This is a genomic window from Clostridioides sp. GD02377 (genome assembly GCF_045899875.1).
In the GTDB taxonomy this organism is placed as follows: domain Bacteria; phylum Bacillota; class Clostridia; order Peptostreptococcales; family Peptostreptococcaceae; genus Clostridioides; species Clostridioides difficile_A.
In genome coordinates, this window is the sequence record NZ_JBJODA010000002.1 from 67,031 (window position 1) to 85,276 (window position 18,246).

17 protein-coding genes and 1 pseudogene are annotated in these 18,246 nt (G+C 27.8%); 17 read left to right on the forward strand and 1 reads right to left on the reverse strand.

What is annotated here, in order from left to right:
- Positions 1 to 193: 193 nt before the first annotated feature.
- The 17 genes and pseudogenes from Q3304_RS02145 to Q3304_RS02225 all read left to right on the forward strand — a co-directional run bounded on the left by Q3304_RS02145 (position 194) and on the right by Q3304_RS02225 (position 17,306).
- Positions 194 to 1,081: a hypothetical protein gene (locus Q3304_RS02145; RefSeq protein WP_407814184.1), complete on the forward strand. Its 888-nt coding sequence runs from the start codon at positions 194 to 196 to the stop codon at positions 1,079 to 1,081.
- 320 nt (positions 1,082 to 1,401) lie between these two features.
- Positions 1,402 to 1,524 carry a hypothetical protein gene (locus tag Q3304_RS02150; RefSeq protein WP_407814185.1) on the forward strand — a complete coding sequence of 41 codons (123 nt, stop codon included), beginning with the start codon at positions 1,402 to 1,404 and terminating at the stop codon, positions 1,522 to 1,524.
- 263 nt (positions 1,525 to 1,787) lie between these two features.
- Positions 1,788 to 1,895 (forward strand): annotated as a pseudogene (locus tag Q3304_RS02155) (helix-turn-helix domain-containing protein); the annotation flags it as partial.
- A 170-nt stretch (positions 1,896 to 2,065) separates the two neighbouring features.
- Positions 2,066 to 3,028 (forward strand): helix-turn-helix transcriptional regulator, encoded by a 963-nt coding sequence (locus Q3304_RS02160; protein ID WP_407814186.1) that lies wholly within the window; start codon positions 2,066 to 2,068, stop codon positions 3,026 to 3,028.
- 77 nt (positions 3,029 to 3,105) lie between these two features.
- Positions 3,106 to 3,735, forward strand: a complete 630-nt coding sequence (locus Q3304_RS02165) for a type 1 glutamine amidotransferase family protein (RefSeq protein WP_407814187.1) — start codon at positions 3,106 to 3,108, stop codon at positions 3,733 to 3,735.
- A gap of 494 nt (positions 3,736 to 4,229) precedes the next feature.
- Positions 4,230 to 4,643, forward strand: coding sequence for a hypothetical protein (locus Q3304_RS02170; protein ID WP_407814188.1), 414 nt, complete (start codon positions 4,230 to 4,232; stop codon positions 4,641 to 4,643).
- A 60-nt stretch (positions 4,644 to 4,703) separates the two neighbouring features.
- Positions 4,704 to 5,120 carry a hypothetical protein gene (locus Q3304_RS02175; RefSeq protein ID WP_407814189.1) on the forward strand — a complete coding sequence of 139 codons (417 nt, stop codon included), beginning with the start codon at positions 4,704 to 4,706 and terminating at the stop codon, positions 5,118 to 5,120.
- Positions 5,121 to 5,333, forward strand: coding sequence for a helix-turn-helix transcriptional regulator (locus Q3304_RS02180; protein ID WP_176702544.1), 213 nt, complete (start codon positions 5,121 to 5,123; stop codon positions 5,331 to 5,333).
- 470 nt (positions 5,334 to 5,803) lie between these two features.
- The gene (locus tag Q3304_RS02185; protein WP_407814190.1) at positions 5,804 to 6,847 is read left to right on the forward strand and encodes an extracellular solute-binding protein; all 1,044 of its coding nucleotides are present in this window, start codon (positions 5,804 to 5,806) and stop codon (positions 6,845 to 6,847) included.
- 238 nt (positions 6,848 to 7,085) lie between these two features.
- On the forward strand, positions 7,086 to 8,078 hold the full coding sequence (locus Q3304_RS02190) for an ABC transporter ATP-binding protein (protein ID WP_407814191.1): 993 nt from the start codon (positions 7,086 to 7,088) through the stop codon (positions 8,076 to 8,078).
- A 1-nt stretch (position 8,079) separates the two neighbouring features.
- Positions 8,080 to 9,774, forward strand: coding sequence for an ABC transporter permease (locus tag Q3304_RS02195; protein ID WP_407814192.1), 1,695 nt, complete (start codon positions 8,080 to 8,082; stop codon positions 9,772 to 9,774).
- Positions 9,775 to 10,445: 671 nt separating this feature from the next.
- Entirely contained in the window at positions 10,446 to 11,336 is an 891-nt protein-coding gene (locus tag Q3304_RS02200) for a ketose-bisphosphate aldolase (protein ID WP_054271611.1), read from the forward strand.
- Positions 11,337 to 11,360: 24 nt separating this feature from the next.
- Positions 11,361 to 13,256, forward strand: a complete 1,896-nt coding sequence (locus tag Q3304_RS02205) for a fructose-specific PTS transporter subunit EIIC (RefSeq protein ID WP_407814193.1) — start codon at positions 11,361 to 11,363, stop codon at positions 13,254 to 13,256.
- Between the two features lie 215 nt (positions 13,257 to 13,471).
- Entirely contained in the window at positions 13,472 to 15,379 is a 1,908-nt protein-coding gene (locus tag Q3304_RS02210) for a BglG family transcription antiterminator (RefSeq protein ID WP_407814194.1), read from the forward strand.
- The gene (locus Q3304_RS02215; protein WP_054271608.1) at positions 15,369 to 15,818 is read left to right on the forward strand and encodes a PTS sugar transporter subunit IIA; all 450 of its coding nucleotides are present in this window, start codon (positions 15,369 to 15,371) and stop codon (positions 15,816 to 15,818) included. Before Q3304_RS02210 ends, Q3304_RS02215 begins: the two co-directional genes overlap by 11 nt.
- Before the next feature lie 330 nt (positions 15,819 to 16,148).
- Positions 16,149 to 16,925: a nitroreductase family protein gene (locus Q3304_RS02220; RefSeq protein ID WP_054271606.1), complete on the forward strand. Its 777-nt coding sequence runs from the start codon at positions 16,149 to 16,151 to the stop codon at positions 16,923 to 16,925.
- A 3-nt stretch (positions 16,926 to 16,928) separates the two neighbouring features.
- Positions 16,929 to 17,306: an ArsR/SmtB family transcription factor gene (locus Q3304_RS02225; protein WP_407814196.1), complete on the forward strand. Its 378-nt coding sequence runs from the start codon at positions 16,929 to 16,931 to the stop codon at positions 17,304 to 17,306.
- Between the two features lie 164 nt (positions 17,307 to 17,470).
- Here the strand turns inward: Q3304_RS02225 and Q3304_RS02230 are convergent, their stop codons facing one another.
- Positions 17,471 to 18,220 carry an EFR1 family ferrodoxin gene (locus Q3304_RS02230; protein ID WP_407814197.1) on the reverse strand — a complete coding sequence of 250 codons (750 nt, stop codon included), beginning with the start codon at positions 18,218 to 18,220 and terminating at the stop codon, positions 17,471 to 17,473.
- Between the last annotated feature and the right edge of the window lie 26 nt (positions 18,221 to 18,246).

Here is an 18,246-nt window from a genome sequence, read left to right on the forward strand (position 1 = left end):
TCTAGAACAGGAATTAAGAGACTTAAAGAAATATAAAGTAGAAAGAAAAGCTATAACCTATCAACCTGAAGATATTTTTGTTGAAAGTAAAAAACTACAATCAAAACTGCAAAATGTTGAATATAATTTAATTAAATCTATAAATAGCTATGAAAATACAATATTAGAAATAAAAGAATTTAATTATAAGCACATGGAAAAATACAAAAACTTTATAGAAACTTTAAATGTAAATAAAGATAATTACTCTCGACAAAAAGAACAAGTAGAAATAGTATTACTAGTTATAAGAGAAGAGATAAGCAAATTAGAAAAACATAGCGAACAACTAAGAAAAGAAAAGACTATAATATCAAGGCAAATAAAAGATTATGTTATGGACTGTATTGATGAATTTAAAATCATAAATAAACTTGGTAAACATAAAGGGCAAGCCTTATTCAACATATCACTACCTAAATCTGATAAAATAGAAAATAGCTTGAGCTTAGTAGATATGCTAATGGATGAAATTGTAGAAGAAGCAAACCTAGGTGATGTTGAACAAAAAATAAATACCTTTTATATTTTAAATAAGATTCTTAATATAGGGAGAATTCCTGTATCAGTTATAAAATATGAAATAAATAGAAATGAAACTATAAAGTGGAACTCTATTAATAACGAAACAACAGGAGGACAGAGATTTTGTATCTCATTTATTGTGACAATATTATTGATGGAATATAAAAGATATGATAGAAATGCAATAGTTGATGAAAGTAAATATAAGGGTAAGGTACTACTTATGGATAATCCTTTTGGAGAAACGTCGCAGCAAGATTTCCTTAAAGAAATATTTGAACTTGCTAAAAAATTCAACGTTCAAATTATATCCTATACTCATGTAACAAATGCTTCTATAAGAGCAATGTTTAATAAGATTTATTTAATGACAGTTGAAAAAACTACTTCTAATAAAGAATTTGTGGATATCAATGAGATTAAGCAAAATAAAACTGATGAATTGGTGTATATGAGTAAATTTTATATAGGTAATAAAGAAGAATTAATTCAAGAGGATATATTTAGTTTAATATAAATAACAAGTAAACAAATAAAGTGATTACTATCAGTGAGGCAGGTAGAAACTGAATTACTTTGTGACTCATTACGACTCTTGGGGTAAAATTGTGTATAAATGTGAAGAATTTCGTGATTGTCAGTACAAAAGCAGCTTTATTAAGGGTAATAATAGTAAGACTCCTCTTGAAAATAGGACTAAAAACTTACAAGTATCTAAGTTATTTCATGAAAAAAGAAAAATTAAAGAGAATTATAAGACCAGAGGGATGTGAACTTAGAGTGAATAGAAGTGTACAAGTAGAAAGAGATATCACAGAACAAATTTAATTTTATCATATGATAGCCTCTTGTTATTTTAGTGATGAAATCCATCAAGCATACCATGACTACAGAAAAAGAGGCTTTTCTGATGGTATATTGGGTTCTTTTAGAGTGTGTGATTTGCTACATGTTCATTAGGATAATAATAGTCAGTAAATGATATTACTGATAGAATAGATATAATAAACTAATCTAGTTCCATATTGTAATGTTTATTAAAGAGTATACTTTTATGATTATAATAGCTATTTTCTTTGAGGCTTATTGTACAAGAGATTTGAATATATCAAATTTGGATATAGGTATAATTCTCTTAGCAGTTTTATTTATACAGTCTTTATCTAAATTAGTGTTGTATATACTTTGATAAAAGGGGGATATGTAACTAAGTTGTAATATTGATGAAAATAAAAATTAAAAAATATAGAGAAAAACTCCTTATGATACAAAATGAACTTGCTAAATCAGTTGGGGTAAGACGAGAGACTATTGTACACTTAGAAAATGGATTAATGTACCATAAAGGTATCCAAGATAAATAGTTAAAAAACTATATAAGAATAAGGAGCCTTTACAGAACAAATTTAGTGTGCTCATGCGACAGCCCCTTTTTTTATGAAAATTAATCTAATAACCTATATAATTAACTTATAAAACACACACAAAGAGGTAAAACTATATGGCTAAAATTGATAATATGATGTCCATATTATGGATGCTAAACTCAGATAAAAAAATAACCGCAAAACAAATATCTGAAAAACTAGAAATAAACATAAGAACTGTTTACAGACACATTGATGCATTATCTGCTAGTGGAATACCTATAATTTCAGATACAGGTCATAATGGTGGATATACACTTTTGAATAATTTCATCAAAGCACCTCTTTTTTTTGATACAGAAGAGCAAACTGCTCTACTTCATGCAGCTATATTTGCTAAAGAAGAAGGGTGTTTCTTAGATGAAACATTAGATAAAGCAACTTCAAAGTTAAAAATGTATTCAAATCAAAAACAAGAAGAAATTTTAACAAAACATTTAATCGGTTTTGAAGTAATAAAACCCACTGGAAAAATATCCATAGAATCTGTACTTAAAAAGTTGAAAAATAGTATAGCAAATGAATCATCTGTAGAAATTAACTATCGTACAGCTCATGAAGAAAAATCAAAATGTAGGATTATAAATCCATATGGAATTGTTCGTTGGAATAATAATTGGTACATAGTAGCATTTTGCCAAATGAGAAATGAGATTCGTAGTTTTAGGTTAGATAGAATTAGTAGTGTTATAGAAACATCAGATACTTTTAATAGACCAAATGAATTTTCAGCAAGTGAATTCTTTATAAAGGGGATTATGGACGAGACAAAAGATGAAGATAATACTATACAATTAGTTATAGAAGGAAAGATAAATGCATTGGACAACTTATGTCAGCATTGGCTTCTAGGATATTATTTAAAAGAAAGGACTTCAAATAAAGCAATATTTAAACTTCAAGAAGAGATAATATTTACATATGTACCAAATATACTTATACCTTATAGAAAATCTATACAAATAATTGAACCATTAAGTCTTAGGGATAAAATGGTTGAAGATTTATTCGAATTAATTAATCACTATCAAATTTAATAACTTAACTGACAGAGTATGTCAGTTAAGTTATTTTACAATGTAGGTATATTAATTGATAAGATAAGGAGTAAAAGATGAAAAATAGAAAAGTATATATGTATGTATTCGATACTATGTCAGATTGGGAAGTTGGATATTTAACTGCTGAATTAAACACAGGAAGATATTTCAAAAAAGGATTAAAGCCACTAAAAGTAATTACAGTAGGAGTTGATAAAAATCCTATTATAACAATGGGTGGATTAAAAGTTTTACCTGAGATTACAATTGATGAGCTTAATATTGAAAGTAATGATTTATTAATTTTGCCAGGGGGAAATACTTGGATGTCTATGGGTCATGAGAAAATATTAGAAAAATCTAAGGGGGCTTTGGAACAAGGGTCTATAGTTGCAGCTATTTGTGGTGCTACTTTAGGGTTAGCTAAAACAGGTTTACTAGATTTTAGAAATCATACAAGTAATGATTTAGAATTTCTAAAAATGGTGATACCAAGTTATTCTGGAGAAAAATATTATAAAATGGAATCTGCAGTTAGTGATGAAAATTTAATTACTGCTTCAGGAATTGCACCATTAGAATTTACGATACAAGTTTTAAAAGTTTTAGATGTTTTTAAAGAAGAAGCATTAACTTCTTGGCTAAATCTTTATAAGACACATGACTCTAAATATTTTTTCGAATTAATGAATTGTAATAAATAAATTTAAGATTTATTTTTAAATTCAAATTCTAAACCACTTTCTCTATGGCAATAGATAAGTGGTTTTTTATTTTGATTATGAAATCCAAAATCACACTCCAGTCGCCCAAAAAGGTATTTTTGAAGGATATTGAAGTGAATTTAGGTTGTATAACTATACATTTCAATATTTCATATTAATTAGGATAATAGTTAGTAAATGATATGATTGAGAGAATAGATATAATAAACTAATCTAGTACTGTACTGCTTACTAAAGAATAAATTTTTAGGGTATAAGAATTTTTTAGAGCGTTGGTTATATAGGAGTGAATAAAAAAGTAATTTTATAATATTATTTGTAAGCATTAGATATCTATTATGAAATCTTTTATGGACTATACTTGTAAAAATATTATTAAGTATTTACAATATTTTCTTGCAATTTATTTGAAAAAGTTATATATTTATAACATGAGGTGTTATAAATATATAACTTTTAAGGGGTGATTTTATATGTCTAGATTGAAGCTTGGTGTTAAAGCAAATCTTGTTTCAGAATTCCTGATGCTATCCTATTTCTTTATAGACTTATTATTAGAAAAGTTTATTTTTAAAGGCGAAGGTATTTGGATTACTTTTATAATCTTATTAGTTTTTTGGGTATTTGACTCAATGTATAATAAAAAATATAATGATTTAGTCGATGAGGCATCAAAACTTATGTTATTAAAGGTTGATCAAATTGCATCAAAAATAATGATGTACTCTATGTTTGTAATAGCTGTTCTCTTTTCAGCTAATCATACAAGAGCTTTGGATGTATCAAATTTGGATATAGGTATAATTCTATTAGCAGTTTTATTTATACAATCGTTATCTAAATTAATTTTGTATATACATTTTGATAAAAGAGGTATATGTAATTAAGTAATTATATTAATGAAAACAAAAACTAAAGAATATATAACTTTTAAGGAGGATTTTTATATGTCTAAATCAGAAACTGGAGTAAAATCAAAGCTTATCTTAGAATTACTTGTAATAACTTATTTTTTTATAGCGGTATTAGCGACTAAGTATATTTTTAAAGGTCCAAGTACGGCTTCTCTTCCAGGGCTGAGCTGGTTAATAGTTTTTGGTTGTTATCTAATTTATAATAAAAAATATAATGATTTAGTTGATGAATCATCTAAATTTATACTATCAAAAGTTAATCAGATTGCAATAAAAATAATGATGTATTCTATAGTTATAATTGCTATTTTCTTTGCAACTCCTTATACAAGGAATATAAATATATCAAATATGGACACTGGCATAATTCTTATTGCAGTATTATTTATACAATCATTATCTAAATTAATTTTGTATGTGTACTTTGATAAAAGGGGGATATGTAACTAAGTGGCAATATTGATGAAGACAAAAATTAAAGAATATAGGGAAAAACTCCTTATGACACAAAATGAACTTGCTAAATCGGTTGGAGTAAGACGTGAGACTATTGTACACTTAGAAAATGGAAAATATAATCCTTCTTTAAAGTTAGCTATGGATATTGCTAAAGTATTCAATACTACAGTGGAAAATTTATTTGAATTTATTGAGGAAGAATAGTGGATAGGTTATATAACTATTTATAAGATGGTTAATGAAATATAGCTATTTAGTTATTAAGTTTGCTAAAAATATTTGCATGTAATATAATTTGTGATTAAAGTTAGATTATAATTATTTTAAGATAAAAAGAGTATTGTAAATGATAAAAATAATAAATGATTTAAGAAAATATCTCATATACCATAAAATCATTAGTTCAGATGACCTATTTATAGGTCATTTTTTATGTATATAATGATAATACTAATACTTAAAATATGTCTTGAAGAAATACAATACTAATATTAAAAAAGGATTAATGTGAATACAAAAATTATATGTATAAAAATAAACATGGATATAGAAAAAAACAATAACAAAATAAGTGACTATAGAAAAATACAATTATATAGATTGTTGTCGAATCGTTGACTATAAGAATAATAACATTTAAAATGAACATGGAGAATATGGGGGGAGGAGTCAATATGAAGAGAAAAATAGCAGCTATTTTATCAACTGTAGTGATGGCATTATCACTGGTAGCTTGTAGCAATGATAATGCAGCAAAAAGTGATAAATTAGAGGATACATTAATAGTATATACTACTCATGGTGAGGATATGCTAGGAGCGATTTCTGAAGAATTTACAAAGGAAACAGGAGTTAATGTTGAATTTATAAACTTAAAGGGTGAACTAGCAGATCGTGTTAGAAGTGAAAAAGATAATCCACAAGCAGACATAATGTTTGGTGGGGATACGTCTACATATATGCAATTAAAAGAAGAAGGATTATATGAAAAGACTGAACCAAGTTGGAATAATGAATTGGACAAGTCTTATAAAGATTCAGAAGGATATTGGTATGGAACTATAAAAACACCAGTAATGATGTTTTATAACACAAAATTATTATCAGCTGATAAAGCACCAAAAGATTGGAGCGATTTAACAAAAGAAGAATATAAAGATTTAATAGTTACTAGAGATTCATTATCATCATCTATGCGTTCTACTGTTAGTAACTTAATCAATTACTATTCAACTACTAAGAGTGAAGCTGAAGCTTGGAAGTATCTTGAAGATTTAAATAAAAATATAAAGAACTACTACAATAGTGGAAGTGTTATGTATTCAGCAATAGGTAAAGGTGAAGCTGCTATATCTGTTGCAGTGTTAAGTGATATAATAGATAATAAAGAAAAAAATAATATGCCATTAGAAGTTGTGGATGCAGAGAGTGGTTCTGTAGTAATTACAGACTGTGTAGCAGCTCTAAAAAATGCACCACATCCAAATGCAGCAGCTAAATTTGTAGATTTTGTTGGAAGTGCTAAGGTTCAAGCTATGATTGCAAATGATTTTAACCGTATACCAACATTAGATTCTGCACTTAAAGATTCACCAAAGTGGATGTCGAAAGAATATAAAGCTATGGATGTAGATTGGTCTGTAATTGGAAAAAATCAATCTAACTGGATTGAAAAGTGGGAAACAGATATAATAGATAATAATAAAACTATAAAATAGTCTAGTTAGATAATTTAATATTATATACAAAAATAGTGAGGATTTTCCTCGCTATTTTACGTATAAGGGAACTATAGTATATCATGGTTTTTGTGTAATTCACGCTACCTAATGATGCTAATACTCTGATATTAAATAAAATAGCTTTTGAGTAATTAATGAAGTAGTCAATGATGTGAAGTGATTCATCATGTGTATATTTAAAATTTATAAATATTAGATAATTTGTGGGGTCGATATGAAGAATATAGAATTAAAGGAAATTAATCATTATTATGGAAAAGAAAAAGTATTACATGATATTAATATATCCATCAAAGAAGGCGAATTTTTTACTTTATTAGGTCCTTCTGGATGTGGTAAAACAACCATTTTAAGAATAATTGGTGGATTTATAAAACCTTCTTCTGGGAGTATTTATGTTGGTGATAAGAATATTACCAACCTAGAACCAGAAAATAGAAATATGGGAACTGTTTTTCAAAACTATGCATTGTTTCCAAATATGACTGTAGAAGAAAATGTATCTTATGGATTAAAAATAAAAAAATTATCTAAAAAAATTATAGTAGAAAAATGTGATACTTATTTAGAACTAGCAGGAATGAAAGATTTTAGGAAAAAAAAGATTGATGAATTATCTGGTGGACAGCAACAAAGAGTGGCAGTAGCAAGAGCATTAGCTATTGAGCCTACGATGCTTTTATTAGATGAACCAATGTCTAATCTAGACGTAGCTTTAAGAGTCAAAATGAGGGAAGAAATAAGAGAGATACAGCAAAAAATTGGTATTACTACTTTATTTATTACTCATGATCAACAAGAGGCGTTGGCTATTTCTGATAGAATAGCTGTAATGGATAAGGGTAAAGTTCTTCAAATTGGTATGCCAATGGAAGTCTACAAAAGACCATTGAATGATTTTGTGGCAAATTTTGTAGGCACTTCAAACTGTATTGAAAAAGAGGATTATGTTAATTTTAATATTGAAAAAGAGACAAAACCTTATATTTATAAAAGACCTGAAGAAATGGTATTGTTGCAAAATACTAACCAAAGTGGGTTTGTAAAAGTAAAAGTAGAATCTAAGCGTTTCTTAGGTCCAATTTTAGAATATACAGTATCAAATAATGAGAAAAAATATCAAGTGACTGAACTTAATAGGCTGAATAATAGTAATAAATTAAATGTAGGGGATAGGGCATATTTAGGTGTGCTACAAGGTGAATAATATGATTAAAAAAAGAAACCATAGTAAATTCACATCTAAAAATATTATTTCTATTATTTTATACAGTATATTATTTTGGATTCTGATTGGATATATTATCGTTCCAATAGCTAACACCTTTGCACAAGCATTTCAAGGTGAAGGTGGATATTCTTTTGAAGTATTCAAAGAATATTTTTCAAATACTAATAATTTAAGGGTAGTAAGCAATACTATAATTTTGGGATTGGGTTCTGTACTTGTATGTGGAATTATGGGTATATCACTTGCCTTGTATATGACATTTGTTTGTGATAAACACAAAAAAATCATACATATTCTTTTACTAAGTCCGATGATGATTCCTGGAGTAATTATGGTAATTGCATGTATTCAGCTTTATGGAGAAAGTGGGATAGTTACAAAATCTATAGAAATTTTACTCTCATTTATCAACAAACCCTATGATTTTAGTGGATTAAAGGGAATTTTATTTGTGGTTGCCTATACTCAGTATGTGTATTTTTATTTAAATGTATATGTTGCCTTAAAATATGTGGATTACTCAACAGTTGAAGCCGCAAAGGGAATGGGAGCATCAAAGCTAAGACTATTTTTCGATGTAATATGGCCTGTTATTACACCAGCTGTTATAACTTCTACTATTATAACTTTTGCATCAGGGATTAGTTCTTTCTCAGCACCAAATCTTATAGGTGGTGGTTTTAAAGTTTTGAGTACTCAGATTGTTAGGTCTAAGGCTAATAACCATATGGATATAGCCTCAGTTCAAGTGATTACTTTGTTACTAATGGGGATTGCATTTATGCTTTTGTTACAGTATTATGGCAAAAAATATGGAGTAGTATCATCCCTAAAATCTCAAAGTTATAAAGTTAATAATAGAAAAAAAGACTTATTTACATTTGTATGTAAGATTATTATTGAAATACAAATTATTATTATTATACTCCCTATAATTACTATTGTATACTTATCATTTGTAAGTACACATTCAATTATGACGACCATATTTCCTAGAGATTTTACACTGGAAAACTACCAGATGATTTTCCAAAAATCACGTGTATTACAGCCTATTTTAAACAGTTTGAAAATGTCTTTAATGGCAGTGGCATTAGGATTGATAATTACAGTACCAGTATCATATTTAGTAATTAAAAAAGATAATACATATAATCGACTAGCAAAATTTATTATAATGTTACCTTGGAGTATGCCTGCAAGTGCTATTGCAGTTAACCTAATTAACACATTTAATCAAAAAAGTATATTTGCTTTTAATGAGTCCTTAATAGGTGGTTTTTATATTTTGCCTATAGCATATACAATTTATGCCTTGCCATTACTATTTTCATCCAATGAGGTTGCTATGAAGTCAATAAATTTAGGATTAGAAGAATCATCAAGGAGTTTAGGTGCTGGAAGAATACAAACCTTTTATAATATAATAATCCCAAATATGATGCCAGGAATAATTTCAGGGGCTATATTGGTATTTATTCGTACAATTGGAGAATATACAATGTCAGCCTTGCTTTATGGCGTTTACAATAGACCTATTTCAATCTCCATTGTAACTAATATGCAAGAATTTAAGATAGGAGTATCTATGGCTTATGGTGTATTAGTAATTGGGATATGTTATATAGCATTAGGAATAATTTTTAAATTAGATAGAAAAAGATTTACATAAAATAATAGAGACTAACTTATAAATTAGTGATTAGAAAACCAAGTTTCTTTATTTCTTAGAAATGAACTCAAGAAGTGTAATTTTGGTGTGTTATGTCAAGCTTATGACATCTAAAAATTAGATAATTGTGAGTATGATTCCTATAAATCATCTCTACCATTGAAATGTACAAAAAGATATTGGCTGTCTGGCTAATATCTTTTTGATTTTTTGATGTCAATATAGCATTAACTATAGTGCTAGTGTTTTAAAATTTATAACTATAGGTATGTAAAATATAACATCTATGTAAGATATGCTATTATTGAATGTTAATTTTCAAGTAAATGAAAGTAGGGTATTTGATATGTTTGTATCTTTTGATAAATTGATGATATAGCTAGAGGATAGAATTTAAATGAAGATTTACAAAGTAATCACAATTATTAGAGTCAGCTTTTGAGCTTATTGAGTATTGATAATAAATAAGTTTAAGAAATATAATTAACTGTGATACAGACTTCTAAAAGCTCCTTATTGAAAAGGAACTAAGAATATATAATAAAAGTTCCTTTTCAATAAGGAAAACGATTGTTATTTTCTGACTTTTATTACCCTGATATTATTTAAATATAAACAACAACAAAATCAATAACAAATAAATCAAAATTAAAAATATCAGGAGGTACAATATGTTAATAAATATGAAGGAAATGTTACAAGTGGCACAAGAAAATCAATTTGCAGTACCAGCATTTAATATAGGGAGTGGGCAAATACTTAAAGCGGTAGTACAGAGTGCTAATGAAAAAAATGCACCAGTAATCCTTGCAATTCACCCAAATGAGTTAAGTTTTCTAGAAGATAGTTTTGTAGCTAGTTGTATAGAAGAAGCACATAAGAGTAAGGTACCTATGGTAATACACTTAGACCATGGAGCAAATAAAAGTCAAATATTAAGAGCTATAAGATGTGGATTTACATCAGTAATGATTGATGGGTCACATTTACCATATGAAGAAAATGTAGCTATATCTAGAGAAATAGTGGAAATAGCAAAAGGATTAAATGTATCTGTAGAAGGAGAACTTGGGACAATAGGGACAACTGGAACATCAGGAGAAGGTGGTTCTGATGAAATAATATATACAAATCCACAATTAGCTAGGGATTTTGTTGAAAAAACAGGAGTAGATACGCTAGCTATTGCAATTGGTACAGCACATGGTATATATCCAAAAGGGTTTAAACCAGAACTTAGATTAGACTTATTGAAAGAAATAAAAGAAGTAGTAGATATACCTTTAGTCCTTCATGGAGGCTCATCAAATCCAGATGAAGAAATAGCACAAGCAGTTAAACTAGGAGTTTGTAAAGTAAATATTTCAAGTGATGTTAAATCAGCATATTATAAGAAGTGTAGAGAAGTATTACAACAAAATCCAAGTCTGTATGAACCAGATGCTATATATCCACAATGTATAGAAGCTGCAAGGGAGGTTATAGAGTTTAAAATGAATTTATTTAATGACATAGATAAATTAAAATGTTTTTCACAAAAAGAAGAATTAGTAATTGGATAATAAATTACGAGGAGATGAGAGTCTATGATAGAGCAAATATTACGTAGTGATTGTATTGTATTAGATAAACAGTTTAAAACTAAGAAAGATGTAATTGATTATATGGCAAATCATTTGTATCATGGAAATTATATAAATGATAAAGAAAAATTTATAATTGATATTAATAAACGAGAAAAAGAATCACCAACCAACATGGGAAATTTAATAGCTATCCCCCATGCCAAGTCAAGTGCAGTAAATCAACCTGTAATGATGTATTTAAGAACAGATAAGGAAATTATGGATAATGATGGTCAAAAACTTAGGTCATTTTTTATGATAGCAATTCCAGAATCAGGTTTAGACATTCATCTTAAGATTATATCTAAATTAGCTACATATTTAATGGATGAAAATCTTATTAAGAATCTACTAAATGCAGAAACTCCATATGAAATATTAAATATATTTAATTGTAAGGCAGTAGAATCAGGAGATTTAAGTAATAATCAAAGTAAAGGTCTTATAGTTGGAATAACAGGGTGTCCAACAGGGATAGCCCATACTTTTATGGCAAAAAAAGCGTTAGAGGAAGCAGGGCAAGAGCTGGGATATGAAGTAAAAATAGAAACACATGGAGCTATAGGTATAGAAAATAAGTTAACTAAAGAGGATATAAAAAGAGCGGAGTATGTGATAATAGCTTGTGATAGAGAAATTCAGACAAGTAGATTTATAGGAAAGAAAGTATTACAAAAGAAAGTAGCAGATGCTAAGAATGTTTCATTAGCAAAAAATTTAATTATAAATGCTGAAAATGGCATGGCTAAAGAAATTAAGCCAGGTGGAAAAACTTTAGAAGATTCAAAAGAAATACTTCAAGGAGCAGAGAAAAAAGGTATTTATAAACACTTAATGAATGGTGTATCTGAAATGATTCCATTTGTAGTAATAGGTGGGATTGGTATAGCTATAGCATTTATGTTTGGTATATTTGCATCAGACCCAACTCATGAAACATACAATCCTATAGCTGGATTCTTTGGACAACTTGGAGGCGACTCAGCATTTAAGTTATTCATACCAATACTTGCTGGTTTTATAGCTAAATCAATTGCTGGAAGGCAAGGTTTTGCTCCTGCTATGATATCTGGTTTTATGGCAGTTATTGGAGGCTCAGGATTTCTAGGTGGTATGGTAGCCGGATTTGCAACAGGATATATAGCTTTAGGAGTAATGAAGATAACAGAAAACTTACCAGATGTATTAAAGGGAGTAAATGCTGTACTGATATGTCCACTATTGATTGCATTCACAAGTGGGGCTATAATGTTCTTCATAGTTAATACGCCAGCATCATGGCTAAATGAAGCTTTACAGTCTTGGTTACAAGGTATGTCTGGAACTAATAAAATATTATTAGGTGCAATATTAGCAGGAATGATGGCTTCAGATATGGGAGGCCCTATTAATAAAACAGCTTCAGCATTTGGATTAGCTATGTTCTCTAGTAATGTATTTGAACCATCAGCAGCATTAATGGTAGGTGGAATGGTACCTCCATTAGCAATAGCATTAGCTATGTTAATATTCAAAAATAAGTTTACTAAAGAAGAAAGAAAGTCAGCACTGCCAACTGCTATAATGGGTGCATCTTTTATAACAGAAGGAGCAATACCATTTGCAGCTGCAGACCCATTAAGAATGATTCCAGCAAATATAATTGGTTCTTGTATAGGTGGAGCAATATGTATGAGTTTAGATATAACTTTGATGGCACCACATGGAGGAATATTTGTAATACCATTTGCATGTAGTTCGCCAATTGCGTATATAGCTTGCATATTAGTTGGCACAGTGATAACAACATTAATTATAGGAATAACAAAACCTACTATAAAGAGTGAAAGTAGTGAATTTGAAGTACTTAGTGCTTAAATTATAAATAAGATTGAAAATAAGGATATTGAAGAAGTAGTTGGCTACATCTCAATATCCTTATTTTTTATTTTGAAATTATATTATATGAATTTTGCAAAGTGTATCATAAATTCTTTTATGATACAGAAGTATCTTAGTATTCTTACATAGCTATGAAATATGCTAAAATAGTACTTAATAGAAATATCAAAAAATAGGTAGGGGGCATAAGTATGCTTGTATCAAGACAAATTGAATTTCTTAAATTGATATTAAATGAAAATGAATATAGACCTATAAAATACTTTAAAGATAAATTAAATGTATCAGATAAAACATTACAGAAAGATTTGAAGGTTATTGAGGTATATTTAGAAACTTTTAATATAAAAATTGATATAAAAAGAGGTTGTGGAATATTAATAGAAGCTTCAGCAAAGAACAATATAGACCTAATTAATAGTTTAAATATACAACCAAAAGGAAATAAATCTTTATCAGTAGAGCAAAGAAGAATGGAAATTTTAAAATATCTATTATTAAATTCAAGTAATATAACTTCAATAAATCAGTTATCAGATAAATATTATGTAAGTAAAACCTCTATAGTAAATGATTTTAAATATATAGAGGAATGGATAAAGGAATATAATTTAAAACTTAATAAAACCCTAGAGGGAACTAAAATTATAGGTAAAGAAGTGGATATAAGGAAATCGATTGCTAAGATGGTGGACGACTTATTAGATGAAAATTATGAACAGCATGATATATCTGAGTTAACAAGATTAGATTCTGCTACATTTAGTGCATTGATAAATTTATTTGATATTGATTCCATTATATTTGTAGAAACTATAATTACAGAGTTGGAAGATAATTTAGGATATGTTATAAGTCAGCCCTACTATATAAATTTAATTACACATATACTTATATGTTTAAAGAGAGTTGAAGAAGGTAATCAAATAGAGTTTCAGGAGGAAAAGGAAGTTTCTATATGTAATTTAGATGAGTTAGTATATAAAAAGGTAACTACACTTATAGGAAAAATAGAAAATAGATATAGAGTAAAAATAACTAAAGATGAAATTAAATATATTTATATATATTTAGTATCATCTGGATTTAGTAGCGAAAGTAATAAGAGTAGCAATGATGAATCAGAGATATTAAGTGATAGTGAAAAAGTATCATCTATAATGATAGAGAATATGTCACAGTTTTTAAATATAAATCTTAGAGATGATGAATTATTACAAAAAAGTCTAACATCTCATGTAAGACACATGTTAAACAGATTAAGATATGATATCCAAATAAAAAATCCATTATTAGAAGAGATACAAGAGCGATTTTCAGATGTATTGGGGTTGTGTATGATGACTTTAAATATTATGACAGAGTATTATAATTTAAAAAATATTAGTATAGATGAAGTTTCATATCTAGCTACATATTTTCAAGCAGCTATAGAAAGAAATATGAGTGATAAAAGAGTAATAGTAGTTTGTAATACAGGGTATGGAACATCTCAGCTTCTTGCGGCTAGATTAAAAAGAGAATTTCCTGAGTGGACTATAGTTGATATAATCCCTATGCATCAATTGAATAAGCGAAATTTAGATGATGTAGATTTTGTAATATCTACTGTAAATTTAGACTTGAAAGACAAATTACATATAGTTGTATCAGTACTATTAATGGAAAGTGACATTAATAATATAAAAAATGCCCTACTTAATAAACCTCAAAATAACAAAGACTTAGATACAAACTTATTAGGAGTATATTTAAAAGATAATATATATTTTAATTCTGATATAAGTCAGATGAAAAGTCTAATAGGTATGAATTTAAGTAGTAAATATGAATCTATCTCATTAGGAAAAGATTTAAATATATATATATGCAATCAAAGCAAAGTAAATAGAGGAATAATGAATGTCGATAATGTTAATAGAACGATTAATCTTTATTTAGAAACTAGTAATCGTAGCTTTTTAAAACATATTCTGATTGAAGTATCAAATCTATATAGGCAAAAGAACTATATAAATTATATAATAGATTGTGAGAGAAAAGAGGATATTAAAATATTATTTAATAACAATGTACTGGAGAAAATAAATGGAAATTAGAGATATATTAAGTGAAGAAAGTATTATCTTAGACTTAAAATCAACTACAAAAGAAGGCATAATACAAGAATTAGTGGATAAATTATACGATGAAGGAAGTATAACTTCAAAAAGTAAGTTCATAAAGGCACTAAAGCATAGAGAGAAAATAGGCTCTACAAGTATAGGTTATCAGATGGCGATGCCACATGGAAAAACAAAGTATGTAAAGAAAGCATCTGTGGTAATAGGTAAATCTAGAGAAGGTGTAGATTGGCCAAGTATAGATGGGTTGCCTGTAAAAGTAATAATTATGTTTTCTATGCCACAATCTGAAGGAAATGAAGATATAATATTAATATCTAAAATATCTTATATTTTAGGTGGTAAAGATATAAGTAAAAAGCTTTTAAATGCACATACTAAAAAAGAAATATTAGATGTGTTTTATGAAGCGTAGATATTGTATAAACTAGAGATTTGAATTTACTTTGGGGTATTGAATTAATCTAAAAAAATCTAGTGAAATCTACATGGATTATAATCTTTATAAAAGATATATTTATTTAAAATGTGCATCTGATTGGGGATGTGCTTTTTTGTTATTTGTTATAACTACAAATAAAAGAAAGTTATTATATGAAAACCATAATACTTTAAACTCTATGAAAAGATTGTGTAATATAGATGGTAAAAATTTAATGGTAATCAAATTCTTTACCAATGAATATAAAAAATATCTACGTGTTATAATAGTTTAAACTAATGAACGAAAGGTAGATAAAAGCATATGAGATATAAGCATATAATTGAAGTTAATAAAGAACTCTGTATTGGATGTGGACTTTGTAAAAATGATTGTCCAGTAAATAATATAGATATAAAAAATAAAAAATCAGTAATAAAAAATCAAGATTGTCTAATGTGTGGACATTGTTCAGCAATCTGTCCAAAAGAAGCTATTACACTAACAGGATTTGATGAACCACCAATAGAACTTACAAAGAAGCCAAATCTGGACCCAGATGAATTGCTAATGGCAATAAAATCAAGAAGAAGTATTCGTAAGTTTAAAGATAAAGATGTTTCTTCAGAGATTGTAAAGCAAATTATAGAAGCAGGTAGATATACACCTAGTGCTAAAAATTCACAAGATGTTTCATATATTGTTTTGGATAATAAAAAATCAATATATGAGAAGGAAGCAGTAAAGTTTTTTAGAAAAATAAAACCTATTGCAAATATTACTGTTAAACATTCAAAGGAAGTCTCGATTGATGATAACTTTTTTTTCAAGAATGCTCCTATTGCAATAATGATAGTTACAAAAGATAAGATTAGTGGTTCACTTGCAGCATCAAATATGGCACTAATGGCAGAATCTTATGGATTAGGAGTTTTATTTAGTGGATATTTTTCAGATGTAGCAAATAATTCACCAAAGTTAAAAAAACTTTTAGGTCTAAAACATAGGGCTCATGTACTTACAACACTAGTGATTGGATATCCAGATGTTAAATATAGACGTACTGCACAAAAAGAACCAGCAAATGTTAGATACTTATAAGAGATGGAGGATTTTATGGAAAAAGAATGTCAGCAAAGAATGCAAGAAGTAACATCTAGATTTAAAGAATGTCGCAAAGCTATCTCTGCTATGGGTGATGAAACTAGACAATTAATTTTAATTACGCTTTTAGAGAGTGATTTTAATGGAATACGGGTGGGCGAGATTACAGAAAAAACACATCTTTCTCGTCCTGCTGTATCTCATCATCTTAAAATATTGAAAGAAGCAGAAATTGTTAATGTACGTAGAGAAGGAACAAAAAACTATTATTATCTTGATTCAAAAAAATCACAATGGAAATCACTAACAGAACTAATAAATCTTATATTTATTGGGATACAACATATTGGTGAAAATGATGCAAGAAAAGGCGAGTAAAATAATTTAACAAAAAGGTAGTATCTCAAAACCAACTTTTTAGTTCATGAGGTTCTCTTTTTTGTATGAAATCAAATATATTTCTATGATTTTAACAATGAAAAAGGGGCTTATCTCAATTTTGAGACTGCCCCTTTTATAATGGTTTAAATAGCAAAAATATATTATTCTAAATAGTATCTTTCTTTATTCTGAGTATTATTTTTATACTCAATAGCTTCAGTAGGGCAACCGCAAATACATGCCATACAATGAGTACAGTTATTTCCCCAATCTGGTTTTTGATTTTTTAAGTTAATATTATTTAAAGGACATAGTTCTACACATTTTCCACAACCAATACATTTATCAGTATAGTGAAATCCTTTAGCATTAATAATCATTTTATAAAAAACTATATTTGTTATCCCACTTTTAATTGTACCTCCTAAACCACTAGGGGTAATGATTTCAAATTCATTTTCATTATTTATATCAGAAATAATTTTATGTATTTGTTTATCTGCTTCTTTAATAATTTGTTTTGATGTTTCTTTATCTGGTGTAGGAAATAAAGCTATATAGTTTTCTGGCATTTTAATTTCTGCCATACCTTTGAGTTGCCAATCTTTATATTCACACAATTTTTTAATATAGTTTATGGATTTTGCTGTATCACCACCACAAGTCATTATAAAGTAAACTTTTTTGTTTCCCAAAAACTTTGTTTTTTTTATAAAATCTGTAACAACTATTGGTAATCTCCATGCATAAGTAGGGCATACGAATATGAATGGCTTGTTTGTTGATATTAAGTCATCTGTTTTTTCTTCTTTTATAAGTTGATTTAATGATATTAACTCATCGCTTAATTCTTGTGCAATTTTGCGAGCTATATATCGGCTATTGCCAGTACCACTAAAATATAAAATCATAATTATATCTCCCTAACTATTTTTTA